Origin of the sequence: Paenibacillus lactis (assembly GCF_017873605.1) — a bacterium.
Lineage (GTDB): Bacteria > Bacillota > Bacilli > Paenibacillales > Paenibacillaceae > Paenibacillus_AQ > Paenibacillus_AQ lactis.
This window is the reverse complement of the sequence record NZ_JAGGKI010000012.1, coordinates 110,976-127,039: the sequence shown is the minus strand read 5'-3', so window position 1 is coordinate 127,039 and position 16,064 is coordinate 110,976. Positions and strand designations below refer to the sequence as shown.

Genomic DNA, 16,064 nt, shown 5'->3' with positions numbered 1-16,064 from the left:
GTCCTTCATCCGCCTTAACGTCGCTCATGATAACCTAATTTTCAGTCTGAACTTGTGCGAAGATTATTCCTTGTTCAGATCCCAAGGGCCAAACGCGCCGGGAAGCAGCTCGCTTACCGTCGTTTCGCGAATGTCTCCCTTCATATTCCCCAAAATGACCGTCATATCCGGCTTGCACAGCTCTACCAGCACCTGCCGGCATACCCCGCACGGCGTGCAGGGTCCTTCGGTGTCGGCGACGATCGCAATCGCCTTGAAGCTTCCCGGCTCATGTCCGTCGGCAATCGCGCGGAAGAGTGCGGTTCGTTCGGCGCAGTTGGTCGGCCCGTAGGCAGCATTCTCCACGTTGCAGCCATGGTGTACCTTCCCGCCCGTATCCAAGAGAGCAGCGCCTACACCAAATTTCGAGTAAGGTATGTAAGCCCGTGTGCGCGCCTTAATCGCTTCCTGCATCAATAACCCTGTATCCATACCGAATTCCTCCCTTTCGTCAGCCTGTTATGGACCTAACCCACTGCATGAGCGGTTCCCAAAAAATGAGGATGCCGACAGCCGCAGCATATATCGCAGCAACCAGCGATGCACCCGCAGCCGTATCCTTCGCCACCCGGGCAAGCGGATGCTCCGCCGGGGATACGAGATCAATAACGGCTTCGACCGCCGTATTCACCAGCTCCGCAATGAACACCGCCGCAACGGCGGATATTAGAAACAGCCAGCTGATTTTGTCCAACTGCAGCAAAGCTGCTGCGATGAAGCAACTCACGGCAGCAGCAATGTGAATCTTCATATTTCGTTCACGCTGTACGGCGGTCCATATGCCCGTCATCGCGTAACCAAAAGCTCTAAGCAAAGTAGATCTGTACGGCTTCACTATCTCGTCAGACCCACTTCGGCTAGGACGGCCTCCTGCTTGCCCATCATCTCAGCCTCGCTCGCCTCGTCCTGATGATCATAGCCGAGCAAATGCAGGAAACCATGGACGAATAGAAATCCGATCTCGCGCTCAAGCGAGTGGCCGTACTCTTCACTCTGCAGCTTCGCACGCGGGACCGAGATAATGATGTCCCCCAGCACGTCCGGGACGTTCCCAAGCTCTTCGCCTTCCTCCAGCTCATAAATGATCTCCAGCTCATCATTCGTGACTTCATGCATGGCGAAGGACAATACGTCGGTTGGACGGTCGATCCCGCGATATTCCCGGTTTAATTCGTGGATGGCTTCATCATCGACAAAGGTCAGGTCCACCTCTCCGCCCTCGATCCCTTCGGCCTCACCGGCCTTCTGCAGGATCGTTTCAAGCAAAGCGATGAGCTCCTCCGTAATCTCAAATTGCTCTTGTTCATTATTCCATACAAGCTCAAGGCTCATTCCTTAAACGCTCCTTCTCTGATCCGCTTCAGGCGCGGATGAATCTGCATGCTTGGTCGAATCTCCCGAAGACGCGCTCGAATCAGGCTTCGGCCGCTTGACCTCCTCCGGATACTCGATGCGTGAGTGGAATATCCCCATGACCGTTTCCTTCAAGGTTTTCGCAATGGTATCAAGCTCTTTCATCGTCAGGTCGCAGTCGTTAAACTGATGGTCATCCAATCGACCCTTAATGATCTTCTCGATCATCGATTCAACCTGCTCCACGGTCGGCTTGCGGAGGGAGCGGACCGCCGCCTCCACACTGTCGGCGATGCCGACGATCGCTGCCTCCTTGGACTGGGCTTTCGGACCGTGATACCTGAAATCGTCTTCCGTAAAATCAGGCTCGATCCCCTGCTCCTCAGCCTGTCGGATGGCTTTATGGTAAAAATAATGGAGGAAGGTCGTACCATGATGCTGCTCGGCGATATCCCGAATCGGCTTCGGCAGCTTGTACTCCTTCAGCATTTCAACCCCATCCCTAGCGTGAGCCACAATGATGGACTTGCTGAGCTTCGGCTCGATGGAATCATGCGGGTTCTCCATATTGTTCTGGTTCTCGATGAAGTAGATTGGCCGCTTCGTCTTCCCGATATCATGGTAATAGGATCCCACGCGGCACAGCAAGCCGTTGGCGCCGATCGCTTCGGCAGCGGCCTCCGACAGATTGCCGACCATTACGCTGTGGTGATACGTTCCCGGCGTCTCCGTCAGCAGCTTGCGCAGCAGAGGATGGTTCGGGTTCGATAATTCCACGAGCTTCAAAGCCGACAAGATGCCGAACGTAACCTCGAAGAATGGCATCAGCCCGATCACCAGAACGGCTGTAAGCAGGCCTCCGGCAATCGCAAACCCGATCGCATAGAGCGTTTCCGTCGTCGTCCAGGAATCGTCGTCGATCAGCAGCATGATCAATACGATCAATGCGCCGAACAAGGAGGCCATAATCCCGCCCTTCAGCATGGTGGAGCGCTGGCTCGCACGGTGAATCGAGAAGATGGCCACGCATGACGTCACTGCGGCGAACAGCCCGAACTGGAAGTCGAACATTTCACCCTGGACATTCAGGATGACGCTGGCCATGATGCTGAATATAATGACGCTGAAATAGGCAAGCGACATTTCCAGAAGCAGCGTCACCAGAATCGCACCGATGGCTACAGGAGCCAGGTACCCGACATAAATCCGCGAGTCGCTTTGCAAAATGGATGTCAAGTGCATCGTAATAAGCGTGATCACATAGATCAGCACGAGCATAAGCAGCTGGGAGTTATTGTATTTAAACTTCCCGGCATTCGACTGGCGGATGAACATCAGGATCCCGAGCGATAATAAAACGGACAGCAGCAGCACGCCGAGCTCAGGCCAATAGTTTACATCATCCTTGAGCAAACCATTCTTTCCAAGCAGCTCATACATCTCCGGCGTAATGACCTGCCCTTTCTTAACGAGAATATCTCCTTGCTTAATGAACACAGGCGGCGTATTCTCGCGTTCCTCGACGCGTGCTTCCTTGGTCGCTTCCTCATCCCTGAATTTGTTGGCCGTTATCGTTGCCCGGGCCAGTTCCTGAACGACCTCTCTGGCAACGCGATCATCCAGCGAGCTCGTGCTCACCATTTCCGCAACCCGCGCCCGGGCCGTCTGCGCGTCCACGATTTCGTTCATGGTCAGCTTGGAGACGATATCGCGGGCTACCGGCTTCATCGCATTGATGTCCTCGGCGCTTAATCTAGGTATTTTGATATAAGTTTCCTCCGGGATCCGGTAGGTCTGCTGGTCGATGACGCGCAGCATTTCCTCCAGCAGCTCGTTGGAGTAACCTTCATTGTCCCGATTGGCGGATACGAAATTTTGGACGAACTCGTCAATCCTGCGAGGGATTTCCTCGCGATAGATATTGACCTTCTCCTGGGTCGAGATATCCACATCCTGGTTCAGTCGCTCAATCCGGTCCAGGATCTGCGTCACCAGAACGTCGTTCCTCACATTGAGGTTGGTATAAATCGTCTGAACCCGCTCGGCCGCCTGCTCCTGCGCCTTCAGCGTCGCTTTGCTGTCCTCGATTTGGACGGGAGCGACGATATTCTTCTCGCTTTTCGTATTGACCTGAATGTCATAGCGTTCAGGCACCAGCTTCGATGCTAGACTGATATAAAAGAGCAGCGCAAGCAGCAAAAACAGAATATAGCGTGTTGCCACGCTATATTTCCAACCGCTGTGCCTGCCCCATATGGACTTGTCCGTCGATGGTTCTTTGGAGGCCATATCGACAATCCCCTTTAATCTTGGTTTTCTGCAGCTTGATCATAGGCAACGATGATTTTTTGTACTAAAGAGTGCCGTACAACATCCTGCTCAGCAAAATAAACGAATCCGATTTCCTCAATTCCGCTTAAAATGGCTTTCGCTTCGATCAGCCCGGATTTTTTGCCGCGCGGCAGGTCAATCTGCGTCACATCTCCGGTAATGACCATCTTGGATCCGAAGCCAAGCCGCGTCAGGAACATCTTCATCTGCTCCGGCGTGGTATTCTGCGCTTCGTCTAAAATAATAAACGAGTCATCCAGCGTCCGCCCGCGCATGTAGGCGAGAGGCGCGATTTCGATCAGTCCCCGTTCAAGCGCCTTCGCGACTTGCTCGGGACCCATAACATCATATAATGCATCGTACAGCGGTCTGAGATAAGGGTCTACCTTCTCTTGCAGATCTCCGGGCAGAAAGCCCAAGTTCTCTCCGGCTTCAACCGCCGGTCTCGTAAGGACGATCCGTTTCACAGAGCCTTCTTTAAGTGCAGCAACAGCCAGCACAACCGCCAAGTAGGTCTTCCCCGTCCCCGCAGGACCGATACCGAATACGACATCCCGTTTCTTGATCGTTGTCACGTAATGCTTCTGTCCGATCGTCTTGACGCGAATCGGCTTGCCTCTGTATGTTGACGTAATTTCACCCTTGAACAGATCAAGCAGCTGATCCGCTCGCATATCCTTGGCCAGCTCTACGGCGTACAGAATATCCCGTTCGGTCAAAGTATACCCGTTGCGGATGAGCTCTAGCAGCACTTCGAACAGCTGCTGAAGACGCTCGACGCTGCGGTGTTCTCCGCGGATCGTAATGACGGCTTCCCGCGAATCGATGGTGGCAGGGATTTCCGCTTCGATCAATTTCAGGAAGGCATCTTGCGGTCCGAATAAGGCCAAGCCTTCTGACGCACTTTGTAATAAAATTTGAATGCTGGTCGTTTGCTGTGGCAAATAGTCTCATTCTCCTTGATTGTATACTATGGGAAGTTCTTTCGCGATGGTCTCTTCCACCTCGAAAAGCACTTTCATATAAACTTTACCATTCTCTTTCTTCTCATGCAAAATTTTTTGGCTCACAAATCGGGAATCGGTGCCGTATTTCGCTAAAATATCGCGTCTTGCGCCCTCTATTCCTTCTTTTTTGGCCTCCTCCTCCGTGATCGTATGCTGAACCTCGGTGACCTCCATGATCTTCTCGGTCATCCATCCAAACGGGAGCGCACGTGATCGCCAGGTGAGAGGATCATAATAGGTGAGCATTTCCTGCTGCGAGTAAGGCACCTCCCCGTATCCCCACAGCTGGACGGCACGGTCGCCGAGAACGAGATATGACCGTTTCTTGCCTTCGCCCGTATACACCTTCCTTGTTTTAACGAGCGGAACCTCGATATCGTACTCATGCCAGACCAGTCCTTTAACCTCGCCTTTGGCAACGATCATCTCCGAATTTTCCTCATCGCCTAAAATGCCGGAGATCAGCACGTCGCCTTTCTTCACGCGGCTGTTGATCTGGACCTTGGGCAGCCCTTTTTCCGCGTAGATATAAGTAATGACCGCATCCTGCGTACTGATCAGATGCCTCGGGCTTTGCAAAGGCGGCTTCTTAGGAACGGAGGCCTCAACGACCTGGATCCGGATCCGTGTCCCATTCCGCTCCACGCCGACCCAGGACACGCCGTCGAGTCTGGATGCCAGGCTGCCGGACAGCTTGTCCATCGATTGCAGCTTGAAAATCCATTGATACGGGTAGATTCCTTCCTGCTTGGCGGCATCCAGAATGTCTTCCGTAGCAATGCTCTCATTTCCTTCTACCTCAATGTTCCATACCATGGAGGAGAGGGCGGTCAAAATAGCAAAAAACAATACTATCCCGAGAACGAACGCTTTGCGTTTCCACAAGCGCCTCAGTTTGAAAGGATAGCCGCTGCGCTCCTTGATCCGCGTCCGGCAGCCTGTCCGTTTCAAGAAGGGACGAAGGCCCTTAAAGTCTCTAAGCAGCAGCTTAAACTCCGCAGACTGCGTCCCGGTCGGTATCACATCCCACACCGGGATCCCCGCGTCCACTACGGAATTGATGAATGCTTCCACATGCTCACCGCGCACGGTGAGCGTCAAATAGCCTCGAAGCTGGATCATGGTTGGGATGTTCACGCTTTCTCCTCCGTTCCTATGTATTGAATATGATGGATTGTACCAATAATGGTCACTTCTTGACTTTGAATGGCCTGAATCGCGAGATCCGACCCCGATATCTCCAAGGAGCCCTGTGTTAGGGACAGCACAAGCCGCTTCTCGGAGAAATGCCGAACTCCTCGATGGTTTTCAATATGAAGCTCTTTATTGCCGATCAGGGTCAACCGCGGTAAATCAAACAACAGGTCCTGTGGCAAATCAAGCATTTCTTGGGTCCATTTCTGCAGCTTGCGGCTGATGCGGGACATATGGAGACTTTCCCCCTTCCTGTACTGTACACCATATGCCCCGGAATCCTGATTTATGAAATGTACAGCCAGAAACATGCGAAGATTTGTTCAGATAAGGGGCGGAGCGTATAACCCAATAGAAAAAGAGGCTGTACCAAAGTCGATTGACCTGGTACAGCCTCTTGGTATGTGGTGTAGACCCAGCGGGAATGAACCCTTACTTCCATTCGCTGCGGTCACCAAATGCAGGGCCATTGTTCATAGCCTGCAAACTCTCAAATATGGTCTCTTAACGGCGATAATTTAATGGGCGTCTGGAACGGGGCGGCCCCAAAATTTCGGACCACACGATGCCGTTTCGAGCCTGCTCCGCCATATTCGAATGGCTTCGACGTTCCGGTCCATGGTCCTCTTCGGTGAGCTTAACGACCGTTTCCGGAATATCGACCGTCATCCGGTTTAACTGCGCATGGATCCGGTCCAAATCCGACTCCATCATCGCCATCCGGTGATCCATGCTGTCCGGCTTCCGCTCCATCTCCTGGTAGCTGGGCGATCGGTTCAGCTCCTCATGCTCCAGCGAATACCCGTTTCCGGTGTTCAGCTCCTCTTCATCGTTAAAATCCGAACCGGCACTTTGCTGAACGGGGGCAGGGTGCTCAGCCTGCGGAAAGGGCTGTGGCCTTCCCCCTTGCGTTCTGCGGAGCTCCGGCTGTTGCGGCCCCCGGCCTTGACGATGACCGTCGCCGCCGAACGACGGCATGCGGGGCTGCCCCTTCTCCCCCGCATTCTTGCCACGCCTTCCCAGAGCGGAAATGATGAAGAAGCCTATAACAACTACGATATAAAAATTCTCGATTAACCAGCCCACTATAGGCTCACCTCATCATCATTTGTTATTGTTCGGATTGTCTCCCGGGTTGCCTGTATTATCGCCCATCTTGCCGATCGAGCCTCTCATCTGCGTATCGGCCTCAAGGTTCTTCAGGTTCATGTAATCCATCACCCCGAGCTGGCCGCTGCGAAGCGCTTCAGCCATTGCAAGCGGAACCTGGGATTCGGATTCGACAACCCGCGCTCTCATTTCGACGACGCGAGCCTTCATCTCCTGCTCTTGCGCTACCGCCATCGCACGGCGCTCTTCCGCTTTGGCCTGAGCGATGCGCTTGTCGGCTTCCGCCTGCTCGGTCTGCAGGTAGGCCCCGATGTTCTTGCCTACATCGACGTCGGCGATATCGATCGACAGAATTTCAAACGCCGTTCCGGCATCAAGCCCTTTCGCAAGAACGGTTCTGGAGATCAAATCCGGATTCTCCAGGACGTCCTTATGGGAGTTACTGGAACCTACCGTGGTAACAATCCCTTCACCTACACGGGCAATGATCGTTTCTTCACCAGCACCCCCGACGAGGCGGTCAATATTCGCGCGAACGGTTACCCGGGCTTTTACCTTAACCTCGATGCCGTCTCTTGCTACGGCAGCGACAACCGGCGTCTCGATGACACGCGGATTAACGCTCATCTGCACGGCCTGAAGAACGTCCCGGCCGGCAAGGTCAATCGCTGCGGCCCGTTCAAATTCAAGCGGAATATTCGCCCGCTGTGCAGCGATCAGCGCATTGACGACGCGGTCTACGTTACCGCCTGCCAGATAGTGGCTCTCGAGCTGGTTAATATTCAGTCCCAGCCCTGCCTTTGTCGCCTTGATCAGCGGATTGACGATCCGGCTAGGCGTTACGCGCCGCAGCCGCATGGCCACGAGCGTAATGATTCCGATGCGCACGCCGGAAGCGAGCGCCGAAATCCAGAGCATCAGCGGGAAGAAGCTGAAAAACACGCTAAGTGCGATGATCGCAACGACCGCGATCAGCAAAATTGTCACCAAGGAACCATCCAAATCCATTGTTACTTCACCCTCCATCTTTTGAATAACGAATGTAATCAGGTACTGCTGTTAACCAAGCTTAACTTCACTTCTCTATCCCATACTACACATTTCCTGATGAAGCTTCACCCTTTTTCTTCCTCGACGACAATCCGCGTTCCATCGGTCTTCACCACGCGGACCCGGCTGCCGGATTCAATATACCCTCCGAGCGTGACGACATCCAGCCGTCTTCCTTCCAGCTCCATCGTACCGGCCGGACGGAGTGGCGTTATAGCTGTTCCGATAAGACCTATCAGGCTGTCCCGGTCCTCATTCGGAATATAGCCCTGCTCTTTCGTCAAGCTGTCGTTCAGGATGAACTTTCGCCATATTCCCCGCTCCTTGAACACCAAGGCCACAACCACGATGGCGACTAATGCTGACGCCACCGCGATTCCGAGAGACAACGCGACATGCGAGGTGCTGTACGCAGCCCGGACCACACCGGTTATCAGACTGATCGAGCCGATGATCCCAAGTATGCCGAAGCTCGGAACGAACAGCTCCATCGCCAGCATCAGAATTCCGATAATGAATAAGAGCCAGGTCTCCCAGCCTGCAAAGCCGGCCACGTAGTTCCCGAAGAAATACAGCACGAAGGCGGCGATGCCAAGAATGCCCGGAACACCGAAGCCCGGTACAAGCACCTCAATAATGACGCCCGCAATACCGATGAACAAGAGCAGCGTCATGACGCCGGGATGCGTCAGAAACGTCGCCAGCTTCTCAGAAAAGGTTGGCTCCATCCGGAACACATCCTGGGTGGAAAAGTCCATCCAGGTAATCACTTCCTCTGTGCTGCTAGCGATCGTATCTGCATACCCTGTCTTCAACGCTTCCTCGTTGGTTAACGAGATGATTTCCCCCGGTCCCTTCGTCCGGCCGATCTCCGGCATCTCCACCTGGATGTTGACATCCGCCATCCCCATGGCGATCTCCTTGTTCCGGCCGCCGGCTTCAGCCGCACTGGCCATCGTCGTCTTCCACCAGGACACGAGCTTGGCATCTTCAATCGGGTTGCCGCTGCCGTCCACCATCGCTGCGGCTCCGATCATGGTTCCCGGCGCCATGGCAATCTTGTCGGCGTTAAGGGCGATATAGCTTCCGGCCGAAGCCGCCTCGCCCGTAACGAAGGCTACGATCGGCATATTACTCTCTTTCATCAGCTTGGCGATTTCCCCCGCCTGATCAACAAGTCCGCCCGGCGTATCGATCTCAAGGATAATGAGCCCGGCCTTCATCTTCTCGGCTTCCTTGAAACCGCGTTCCATAAAGCTGGTCAAGCCGCGTTCAATCGGCTGTTTGACCGGTATTACGTATACTGAGCCGGTGTTGGCTCCCGAAGCCGGCTGTGACGGGGACACCCACATCAAGGCGGTTATGAACAAAATAGCGGCAGCGGCCGTCATCGCGATCCTTTGGCGCAGCCCATTCATGATTTTCATCGTATTCCTCCTTTCTCTTCGACTTATACGGACATCCTTCTTCTGTCTTCGACATGAAGGAGAGGATGACCTTCCTGCATAAGCATATGTATCAAGTCACTCTCCTATGGTTATATTTACGGATCAGCCGCGATTTCGTTTCAAGAAAGTATACCCTGACCGCAATATTCCATCACGCTTCGCTCAACAAGCCCGAAAACAAGAAAAAACACCCCCTGAAATCAAGGGGTGTTTCACTTATGTTGTTACAGAAATTGTTGAACAACTTGATTGACAAGCTTTCCGTCCGCACGCCCTTTAACCTTCGGCATGAGAGCGCTCATTACTTTACCCATCTCGGCTTTTGAAGAAGCACCGGTTTCCTGGATGGTCTGCTGTACAATGACTTTAATTTCTTCTTCAGTAAGCTGTTCCGGGAGGTAGGCGCTTAGGAGCTCAATTTCTGCTTTCGCATCGGCGGCAAGATCGTCGCGTCCCGCTTTTTCAAATTCTTGGAGGGCATCTTTTCGCTGTTTGATTTCACGACTTAAAATATCAAGCACTTCGTTGTCATCCAAACTTCTTTTCAAATCTATTTCAAGATTTTTTATCGTCGAACGAACCATCCGAATCGTAGAGAGTTTGAACTTGTCCTTACTCTTCATCGCTTGCTTCATATCTTCGTTCAATCGTTCGCTAAGATTCATGCTAGTTCAGATCCTCCTAAAACTTTCTCTTACGAGCAGCCTCGGACTTTTTCTTGCGCTTTACGCTTGGCTTTTCATAATGCTTGCGTTTCTTCACTTCAGCCAATACGCCATCTTTAGCGATGGAACGCTTGAAGCGACGAAGTGCAGCATCAATTGTCTCGTTTTTGCGAACTTTAGTTTCAGACACCAGTTTTCCCTCCCTCCGACCAGACCGTCCAAGAGCAATAACACGGTTCATCAAACTTCATTATAGGGCAAACGGAAATATGGTGTCAACCTTGACGGCAACTAAAAAAAGTCAGGCAAGCAAAAGCAGCCCCGCCGGCTTAAAATGCCGCGAAGCTGCAGTGTATCGGCTGGTCCAGCCGTTATGTATGCGATGGCGAGATTCCTGTCAACGCACCCAGCCGTTTGCCACCCATCAAATGGTAATGCAGGTGAAACACTGTCTGTTCTCCATTTGGGCCGCAATTGTTGATTAGGCGGTATCCGCTCTCGGCGATGCCGAGCTGGGCGGCAGCCTCTTGCGCAGCGCGGTGCATCTCGCCGATCAGGGCCAAATCCTCCTCCTGAACATCGTTCATCGAGGCGATATGCTTCTTCGGAATGATGAGCACATGGACCGGCGCCTCCGGATTGATATTTTGGAATACCAGCACCTTATCGTTCTCAAGCACCTTGGTGGAAGGGAGATCTCCATTTACGATTTTGCAGAAAATACAATCCATCACATCATTACCCCTTTCATAGAGTCTCATGCTCCCATCATATAAGAAAAGGGGGGATTCGTCCATTATGCCGCCTTTTATGATAAAAAAAGAGAAGCACCCGCCAAGGACGAAAAGTCCGGCATGGCAGGCCAAGCCTCGCAGGGGAAGGGAAGAGCGTGCCCGCTGGAAGGCATTAGCACTGTCAGGTGCTTCTATTGCATGTCGGCTTGACTGTATTATAACAGTGCCATATAGCTGTATCTGTGATCCCCGTCACATTGAAAGAATCCTTCTGCAGCCTGAAATTTACATAGATTCGATTAGGATTTGCGAGCCTTCGCCTGCCTGCTCCGCAGGCCGTACCACCAGCTTACGCGGAAGACGGGCCCGGAGCTCCGGCACGTGGCTGATGATTCCGACGGTCAGTTTATCGGTATGCAGACGCTCCAGTGCTGTAATAACGGTCTCCAGCAGCTCCGGATCAAGCGTGCCGAAGCCTTCGTCCAAGAAGAAGAACTGCAGCGGATACTGCCCTCTCAATTGAATCTGAGCCGATAGAGCCAAGGCCAAGGCCAATGAGGTGAGGAACGTTTCGCCGCCGGACAGCGTCGAGACCGGACGCCGGACGCCGCCGTTGGCATCGTCCCGGATCACAAACCCGCCGCCGGAATCCACCTCGAGCGAGTAACGCTGTTTGGTGAGATACCGCAGCCGCTGGGAGGCCGCCTGGCTGACCTGCATCAGCTGCTCCTCGGCAATATACTCCACAAATGCGTTTCCGCGCAGACAGGACTGGAGCTTCGACAGCCGGTCGCTTTCGCTCTGGAGCTCTGCCCGTTTGGCCTCAAGCTCCATATAGCGGATATGGCGCTTACTAAGATCCTCCAGATCCCGCTCTGCCCTCGCTTTCGCCTGAAGGGCCTCCTCGTCGGCCGAACGGGCAGACGCAAGCTCCGAGCTGCACAGCTGCCAGTCCTCCTCATTGTAGGGGCTCGCTCCAAGCTTCTGCATAACATCGCCGAGCCGGACCGTCCATTCCCGCTGTCCCTCGCGATGCGCTTTGACGGCTCCGGAGATCCGTTCGATTTCTTCGCCAGTCAGACAAGCGTCCCGAACGTCGCCCTCCGTGGCGAACGGCGAAGCGCCAAGCTGCTTCTCCCAAGTCAGCTTCGCTGCCTCATGGTGCTCCTCCGCGGAGCGGGCGGCCTGCCCGGCGATGGCTGCCTCTTTAGCGGCTTGCTGCGCCGCTTCCTCGGTCTTCCGGCGCTGCATTCTGGCCTGCTCGGCGGCTTCTCTGAGCTGCTTCAGCCTGGAGCGGCACTCCTGGATCAGCTCCTCGGCCGAGCGGTCTCCGATCCATACGGACAGCCGCTCTTCTTTCTCCTTCAGCACTTCCGCCTTGCCTTCCCGCTGGGTGTCCGCCAGAATGAGGTTTTTCTCGAGCTCGCGCAGCTTGCCCTCGAGCTCTTGCACGGCCTGCTGCTTCTGCTCCAGAAACGGAACGCTTCGCTCAAGTCCCTCCTTGATCTTCTCGGCTTCGGCATCGCTGGCCTGCATATGCTTGAAGCGGATTTCAGCCTCCTCAAGCGGCAAATCCGGGCGGGTGCCGGACCACGCCTTGACGATTTCGGCGGCTTCAGCTTCCAGTCCGGCAAGCTTATCCCGAAGCTGCCGGACGGACAGGGCTCTGCTGTCCACGGCCGCCCCCTGCTTCGCCAGCTCTTGCCGGCACTGCAGCAGCTGCTGCTGCAGCTTCGAAGCATCGTTACGGCACTGCGCCATCGCAGCCGCTTGTGAATCGGCGGCCTGCTCAAGCCGCTTGGTCTCTTCTGCAAGCTGCATCAAGTCATACGGCGGGCGGGTATCCGGCACGGCGGCTACAGCCGCTTCGAGCATGCTGCTGCCTGCCTCGTCGTGGACGGCCTCCAAAGCGGCCGCCCCGCCCCCTTGACGGGCTGCCGCTTCGGCACCGATTTGCCGGAGCAGCGCCTCGCTCTCGCTCAGCTGCTGCCTTAATTGCATGCGAGTCTCCTGAATTCGATGCATGACATCATTCAGCTGCTCCATCGCCTCATCATCGGAAGCCTCGCCTTCAGCAGGCCGCGCGGCCGGATGGGGATGGTCCTTGCTGCCGCATACGGGACAAGGTTCGCCCTCCCGCAGCTCGGCAGCCAATGAGAGCGACAGCGCATGAAGCTCCCTCTCGCGCCGGGCTCCCTCCATCGACTTGCCCAGCGCGGATGCGGCCGCCGCGATACGCTCTGCCGCTGCGGAAGCTTCAGCGGCGCTGCTCTTTACATGATCAGCGTGGCCTGCCAATCGAGCATGGTGCTGCAGCAGCTCCTGCTCCTGAGACTCTAATTCTGCCAGCTTCAGGCGCAGCTCCTGCTCGGAGCCCTCCTGCTCCTTCAGTTCCTGTCCGGCCTGGGCCTTCAGCTTCTCCACGGCACGCAGCGATTGAAGCTGCTGCATCGCTTCATGCAGCGCCTGCCGGTCCCCAGAGCGCGTCTCAAGCCCCTTCAGCTGCTCCTGAAGCTCATCCCTGCGGCTCCGTCCGCGAAGAAGCAGCTCCTGCTCCTTCTGGAGCTGGGCATTCACTTCCTCCAGCTCCTTCCGGAGCGCTGCCCGAAGCTCGTCCAGCCTCTTCAGCTCTTCGCGCAGGGAATCCCGCTCCCGCTGCAGCAGAACGGCCTGGCCCAGCTGCTCCTCACGCTGCAGCAGCTTCGGTTCTTCAGCCGCAAGCGCGGCCTGGGCCGCTTCATCAGCCTCGGCGGCCTGGGCGGCTGTCTTTTGCATAACGTCCGCCTGGGCCGCTTGCGCTTCGGCCGTACGCCGACGCTGCTCCCACTGTCTGCCGGTCTCGCGCCAGGCCTCAAGCGCAGGAAGCACCGCCGCTGCCGCTCCGGTCAGCTCCAGCTTGCGCTCAAGCAGCCGAATTTCTTCTTCATGCGCCGCAAGCTCATCCAGCTTGCTCTGAAGCCGCTGTCGCTCCAAGTCCAATTCCCGGAGCTTGGACAGCGACTCGTGACGCTCCTGGATCGACTGAAGCCGCCGTCTCGATGCCTCGGCGTGCTTCTTGGCATGCTCCAGGGCCAGCTCTGCCTCCGCAAGCGCCTCCTTGCCTGCACTTCCAAGTCCCTGCTGCTCGGCCTCCACGGATTTCAAAACACCTTCCGTTTCCTTGACCCTTCGACTCAGCTTGATCGCAAGCTGATCGCCGTACCGTTCAAGGTGAAACAGGCGCTGCAGCATTTGTCTGCGCTCGCTTCCCTTCAGCGACAGAAATTCCGCAAACTTGCCTTGAGGCAGAACGACCGCGCGGGTAAAGTCATCCATTTTCAGGCCGATTTTTTCCTCAACGCAGCGCGTGACTTCCGCCAGTTTGTCCGCCATGACCTGTTCGCCGTCTGCGGTGACGTGTATGAACCGGCTGACCGTATTGCTGATCGACAGCTCATTAACCCGCTTAAACCGCCGTTCTACCCGGTAACGCTCCGACCCGGCCGGCGAGCTGAGCTCAAACGTAAAGGACACAAACAAGCTGTCCTCCGAATAATTCATGATGCCCTGCGTGCCGTTGACCGCACGCTCCACCTTGCCGTACATGGCAAGCGTGATGGCATCGAGCAGCGTCGATTTCCCGCTGCCCGTCGGGCCGAATATGCCGAACAGCCCCATTTCGCACAGCGCTTCAAAATTAATCTCCTGCGGGCTGCGGTAGCTCTGCAGACCCGACAGCTTCAACAAAACCGGCTTCATGCGCCGCTCACCTCCGCCGCATCCTGATCTTCCTCTTCGACCAGCTCCAGAAACAGCTGAACCAGTTGATCCTCCGGTTCTGCCCCGCCGGTCTGCCTCTGGTAGAACTTGCGGAACAGATCGGGCAGCGGAATACGCGAGCGCTCGATCTCAAGCTCCAGCGCCTCCATCTCCGGATAGACCGGCCGGATATGTACGATACCGTCCCTGCTTTTGCGCAGACGCTGAATATCCGCAAGCCCCATCGCCTCCGTCAACGTAATTTCCAGATCGATGAAAGCATTGGCGTCCCGGTCCTCATCCAGCCACCGGTACACTTCCTCCAGCCCGCCCTTCGCTTTCCATCTGACTAAAGGCCTGCCGCTCGTAAGGAACACTTCCTCGATGACAGGGCTGCCTCCGGGCGCAACGTCGATCATCGTGACGGACTTCGCCTGCCCGGCTTCCGAGAAGCTGTAGGCCAGCGGTGAGCCGCTGTAGCGGATCACCCCTTCCCCTTTTACAGCCTGGGCCCTGTGAAGATGTCCGAGCGCGGTATAGGACGCTCCCACGGCCAATGCCGACGGATCGACCGTATATGCGCCGCCGACTTGAATCGGACGCTCCGAATCGCATTCCACACCGCCAAGCACATAGATATGGCTCATCGCAAGGTTTACCGTGCCCGGCGTAAACGCATGGGCCAACCGCTTCATGAGCATGCCGACCCGCTCGCTGTATGCGCGGCGCAGCTGATCCTCATCCCCGTCCAAGGCGAGCAGCTCATTGAGCCTCGCTTCCGACGGATAGGGCAGAGCGGCGATTTTGGCGGTTTCCCCTGTTCGTGCAGACACGGTGGTGACAACATCGGAGACGGGCATGCCGATCAGCGTGATCCCCCGGTTCGATACGAGCGGCGTAATCGAAGATACGCGCTCCGGCTGGTCATGATTGCCGGCGATGACGACCATGGGTCGGCCGCCTTCCGTCAATCTCGCCGCCGCATCGTAGAACAGCTGCTCCGCCGCTGCGGGCGGATTGACCGAATCATACACATCGCCGGCCATCAAAATCAGATCGGCCTGTTGATCATCCGCAAGCTGAACCAGCTCCTCCAGAAACCGCTCCTGCTCCGCGAGCCGGCTCCGGCCCTCCAGCGTCTTGCCCAGATGCCAGTCCCCCGTATGCAAAATGCGCATCGCTGCATCTCTCCTCCCCCGATATAAACATTCTTTTTTGGTACCGTCAAAAGGGTTTAAAGCCCTTAAGCAAACCATAAAATCATTGCTTTATAAAATAATAAATAATTCCTTCACCGTGCAAAGCTCGGCTCGATCATACGCAGACCGATACCGCTAGATAAGTCTCGGCGCAGCCCCAGCACCTTCGACATTTTAAAACAAACAATCAGTAATG

The 16,064-nt window shown here is 55.4% G+C and carries 15 protein-coding genes; all 15 read right to left on the bottom strand.

From position 1 onward, the window contains the following. Positions 1 to 63: 63 nt before the first annotated feature. The gene (cdd, locus tag J2Z18_RS20780) at positions 64 to 471 is read right to left on the bottom strand and encodes a cytidine deaminase (protein WP_007129416.1); all 408 of its coding nucleotides are present in this window, start codon (positions 469 to 471) and stop codon (positions 64 to 66) included. Between the two features lie 19 nt (positions 472 to 490). Continuing rightward, positions 491 to 829, bottom strand: coding sequence for a diacylglycerol kinase family protein (locus J2Z18_RS20775; protein ID WP_244869129.1), 339 nt, complete (start codon positions 827 to 829; stop codon positions 491 to 493). 44 nt (positions 830 to 873) lie between these two features. Beyond that, the gene (gene ybeY / locus J2Z18_RS20770; RefSeq protein WP_007129414.1) at positions 874 to 1,371 is read right to left on the bottom strand and encodes an rRNA maturation RNase YbeY; all 498 of its coding nucleotides are present in this window, start codon (positions 1,369 to 1,371) and stop codon (positions 874 to 876) included. Positions 1,372 to 1,374: 3 nt separating this feature from the next. Then, positions 1,375 to 3,681: an HD family phosphohydrolase gene (locus tag J2Z18_RS20765; protein WP_007129413.1), complete on the bottom strand. Its 2,307-nt coding sequence runs from the start codon at positions 3,679 to 3,681 to the stop codon at positions 1,375 to 1,377. Between the two features lie 14 nt (positions 3,682 to 3,695). Beyond that, a complete protein-coding gene (locus tag J2Z18_RS20760) occupies positions 3,696 to 4,667 on the bottom strand; it encodes a PhoH family protein (RefSeq protein ID WP_007129412.1) in 972 nt (323 codons plus the stop codon). 6 nt (positions 4,668 to 4,673) lie between these two features. Then, positions 4,674 to 5,867, bottom strand: coding sequence for a sporulation protein YqfD (gene yqfD / locus J2Z18_RS20755; RefSeq protein WP_144867004.1), 1,194 nt, complete (start codon positions 5,865 to 5,867; stop codon positions 4,674 to 4,676). Beyond that, positions 5,864 to 6,157, bottom strand: a complete 294-nt coding sequence (gene yqfC, locus J2Z18_RS20750; RefSeq protein WP_007129410.1) for a sporulation protein YqfC — start codon at positions 6,155 to 6,157, stop codon at positions 5,864 to 5,866. The genes yqfD and yqfC overlap by 4 nt, the downstream gene beginning before the upstream one ends. 271 nt (positions 6,158 to 6,428) lie before the next feature. Next, positions 6,429 to 7,010 carry a YqfB family membrane protein gene (locus tag J2Z18_RS20745; protein WP_144867002.1) on the bottom strand — a complete coding sequence of 194 codons (582 nt, stop codon included), beginning with the start codon at positions 7,008 to 7,010 and terminating at the stop codon, positions 6,429 to 6,431. An 18-nt stretch (positions 7,011 to 7,028) separates the two neighbouring features. Further along, positions 7,029 to 8,042, bottom strand: coding sequence for a flotillin-like protein FloA (floA, locus tag J2Z18_RS20740; protein ID WP_007129408.1), 1,014 nt, complete (start codon positions 8,040 to 8,042; stop codon positions 7,029 to 7,031). A 107-nt stretch (positions 8,043 to 8,149) separates the two neighbouring features. Beyond that, positions 8,150 to 9,511 carry an NfeD family protein gene (locus J2Z18_RS20735; RefSeq protein WP_210095259.1) on the bottom strand — a complete coding sequence of 454 codons (1,362 nt, stop codon included), beginning with the start codon at positions 9,509 to 9,511 and terminating at the stop codon, positions 8,150 to 8,152. 245 nt (positions 9,512 to 9,756) lie between these two features. Next, positions 9,757 to 10,197, bottom strand: coding sequence for a GatB/YqeY domain-containing protein (locus J2Z18_RS20730; RefSeq protein WP_007129405.1), 441 nt, complete (start codon positions 10,195 to 10,197; stop codon positions 9,757 to 9,759). Positions 10,198 to 10,213: 16 nt separating this feature from the next. Then, positions 10,214 to 10,387 carry a 30S ribosomal protein S21 gene (gene rpsU / locus J2Z18_RS20725; protein ID WP_005547957.1) on the bottom strand — a complete coding sequence of 58 codons (174 nt, stop codon included), beginning with the start codon at positions 10,385 to 10,387 and terminating at the stop codon, positions 10,214 to 10,216. Between the two features lie 181 nt (positions 10,388 to 10,568). After that, the gene (locus tag J2Z18_RS20720; protein ID WP_144866998.1) at positions 10,569 to 10,928 is read right to left on the bottom strand and encodes a histidine triad nucleotide-binding protein; all 360 of its coding nucleotides are present in this window, start codon (positions 10,926 to 10,928) and stop codon (positions 10,569 to 10,571) included. Positions 10,929 to 11,216: 288 nt separating this feature from the next. Further along, positions 11,217 to 14,669 (bottom strand): AAA family ATPase, encoded by a 3,453-nt coding sequence (locus J2Z18_RS20715; RefSeq protein ID WP_210095258.1) that lies wholly within the window; start codon positions 14,667 to 14,669, stop codon positions 11,217 to 11,219. Next, positions 14,666 to 15,847 (bottom strand): exonuclease SbcCD subunit D, encoded by a 1,182-nt coding sequence (locus J2Z18_RS20710; protein WP_210095257.1) that lies wholly within the window; start codon positions 15,845 to 15,847, stop codon positions 14,666 to 14,668. Before J2Z18_RS20710 ends, J2Z18_RS20715 begins: the two co-directional genes overlap by 4 nt. Positions 15,848 to 16,064 lie beyond the last annotated feature (217 nt).